General features: G+C 67.4%; 3 protein-coding genes and 1 pseudogene. All 4 read left to right on the top strand.

Annotation, left to right across the window (positions count from 1 at the left end; all coding sequences use genetic code 11):
- Window positions 1-458: pseudogene (locus FCI23_RS55175) on the top strand (DDE-type integrase/transposase/recombinase); the annotation flags it as partial.
- Window positions 459-552: 94 nt separating this feature from the next.
- Window positions 553-1,644: an integrase core domain-containing protein gene (locus FCI23_RS55170; protein ID WP_136731691.1), complete on the top strand. Its 1,092-nt coding sequence runs from the start codon at window positions 553-555 to the stop codon at window positions 1,642-1,644.
- Complete coding sequence (locus FCI23_RS55165; protein ID WP_246144938.1) at window positions 1,641-1,859, top strand: hypothetical protein; 219 nt, start codon at window positions 1,641-1,643, stop codon at window positions 1,857-1,859. The genes FCI23_RS55170 and FCI23_RS55165 overlap by 4 nt, the downstream gene beginning before the upstream one ends.
- On the top strand, window positions 1,856-2,467 hold the full coding sequence (locus FCI23_RS55160; RefSeq protein ID WP_246144937.1) for an AAA family ATPase: 612 nt from the start codon (window positions 1,856-1,858) through the stop codon (window positions 2,465-2,467). The genes FCI23_RS55165 and FCI23_RS55160 overlap by 4 nt, the downstream gene beginning before the upstream one ends.
- The last annotated feature ends 134 nt before the right edge of the window (window positions 2,468-2,601 follow it).

The following is a 2,601-nucleotide window of genomic DNA, read 5'->3' as shown; positions in this document are numbered from 1 at the left end:
GCACCCCGACCTGGCGCGAGTTCCTACGCGCCCAGGCCTCCGGCCTGCTCGCCGCCGACTTCTTCCACGTCGACACCGTGACCCTGAGACGGTTGTACGTGTTCTACGCAATGGAGGTCGGCACCCGAACCGTGCACATCCTCGGCGTCACCGCCCACCCCACCGCGGCCTGGGCCACCCAACTCGCCCGCATCCTCCTGACCGACCTCGGCCAACGGTCCCAAGGCTTCCGCTACCTGCTGCGTGACCGCGACAGCCGCTACACCAAAGCCTTCGACGCCGTCTTCACCGCCGACGACATCCAGATCCTCAAAAGTGCGCCGCAGACGCCACGGATGAACGCCCACGCCGAGAGGGTCATACGCACGGGCAGGGCTGAGTGCGCCGACCGGCTGCTGATCTACAACGAGCAACACTGTACGTGCCGAATAATGCATCCGTGCTGGTCACAGGCCTGATCCGGGGTCAGTGGTGTTCAGCTGATGCGTCAGCCTCTCGCGGGGGGAGGGGCTTCTTGGAGCACGCCTGGGCCGACTGCGGGGATGCTCGACTGTGCTGTTGCGACTGCCGTACCTCGCCCTGTCGACCGCCTTCAGCTTCATACGGCTGTTGCCGATGGGCGATCGGGAGAAGGATCTGGAGATCCTGGCGCTGCGCCACCAACTCGTCGTGCTGCAGCGGCAAGTAGACAAGCCACAACTGACCTGGCCCGCCCGGGCGCTGCTCGCCGCACTGCTGCACCGCCTCCCCCGGGTGCGGCTTCGTCAAATCCATTTGATCGTCTCCGCTGACACTGTGCTGCGCTGGCACCGCGAGCTCCTGCGCCGACGCCACGCCAAGGCCTCCCGCCCCGAGCGCCGGGGCCGGCCCCGCACCGTCCGCTCCATCCGCGCCCTGGTCCTGCGCCTCGTGCGAGAGAACCCAGAATGGGGCTACAGGCGCGTGCACGGGGAACTCGCCGCGCTCGGCATCAAGGTCGCCGCTTCCACCGTGTGGACCATCCTCAAGGAACACGGCATCCCGCCCGCACCCGAACGGGGGCACACCACCTGGGCCGACTTCCTGCGTTCCCAGGCCGACGCCATCTGGGCCGCCGACTTCTTCGAGACCAAGACCTTCACCAGAACGACCCTGACCGTCCTCGCGGTGATCGAACACGCCACCCGCCGCGTGCGGGTCCTCGGCGTCACCGCCCACCCGACCGCGGCATGGGTCACCCAACTCGCGAGGAACCTGGCCATGGACATCCAGGACGCCGGAACGAAGATCAAATACCTGATCCGGGACCGCGACGTGCGCTACCCGGCCGGCTTCGACGGCGTCCTGGCCGAGGAAAGAATCAAGGTCGTGCAAACCGGGGTGAGAATGCCCCGCATGAACGCGATCATGGAGCGCTGGATCCGCTCGTGCCGGACCGAACTCCTCGACCGCACCCTGATCTGGGACCATACCCACCTGCTGCACGCCCTGCGCGAGTACGAGGCGTACTACAACGCGCACCGCCCGCACCGCACCCTCGCCGGCGCCGCACCCCTCCGCCCGCTGCCTGAACCGATCACCGAACCCGACCGGCTCGTCCACCTCGACGTCCACCGACGCGACCGCCTCGGCGGCATCCTGCACGAGTACCAACATGCAGCGTGAGCAGCACGGATGTGGTTCTCGGCACCTACAATGCCCGGTCCACGGCTTTGTTCGCCCTCGCCGAAGAAGTCCCGGCTGCGATCCTGGCCCGCATGCTCGGCATCCACATCCAAGTCGCCGTCCAGTGGCAGAAGGCATCCGCCGGCGACTGGGCCGCCTACGCCGCCGACGTCGCCAACCGCAGCCCGCAACCACCCCGCCCAGAAGGGCCATGATGACCAGCAGTCCGAAGGCATCGTCGACCACAGACGAACACGGCAGTCCCGAATTCCCGCAGCTCGAACAAGCGATCATCCTCATCACCGGCATCCAGGCTTCTGGAAAGTCGATGGTCGCGCAGGCACTGGCCGAGCGGTTGCCGCGTTCCGTGCACGTGCGCGGCGACCAGTTCCGCCGCATGGTGGTCAACGGCCGCGCCGACATGACCTCCGCCGCCGGCGATGAGGCCGTCCGCCAGTTGCGGCTCCGTCACCAGTTGACCGCCCACGTCAGCGACGACTACTTCCAAGCCGGCTTCACCGTGGTCGCACAAGACGTCATCCTCGGCGAGCACCTCGCCCATACCATCTCGCAGATCCGCAGCACACCGCTGCTGGTCGTCGTCCTCGCGCCGGGCCCCGACACCGTCCTGGCCCGCGAGGCCGTCAGAGCCAAGAATGCCTACGACACGCTGACCGTTCAGATGCTCGACAAGGTCCTTCGCGAGGAGACCGCACGCCTCGGGCTCTGGATCGACACCTCGTTCCAGACTCCCGCCGAGACTGTGGACGAGATCCTTGCCCGCGCCTGGACCGAGGCCCGCATCGGGGAAACACCAGCATGAGCCTGCAGGCATTGCCGGGTAGGAGCGGCGGGTCACCCCGCCGCTCCCCCCTCAGAACCGTGCGAGCCACTCATCGCGGCACACGGCTCATGCAAGCCCCACGGGGCGATTCAGGAGAGCTGTGCTGTGTACCT

This window comes from Actinacidiphila oryziradicis (assembly GCF_005047355.1).
Taxonomy (GTDB): Bacteria; Actinomycetota; Actinomycetes; order Streptomycetales; family Streptomycetaceae; genus Actinacidiphila; species Actinacidiphila oryziradicis.
Note: the sequence above shows the minus strand (reverse complement) of the source record. Positions and strands in the feature narration are given on the sequence as shown.

What these genes read in the sequence shown, in the direction of transcription:
- FCI23_RS55160 (WP_246144937.1), top strand. Translation starts at nt 1,856, where the DNA reads ATGATGACCAGCAGTCCGAAGGCATCGTCGACCACAGACGAACACGGC.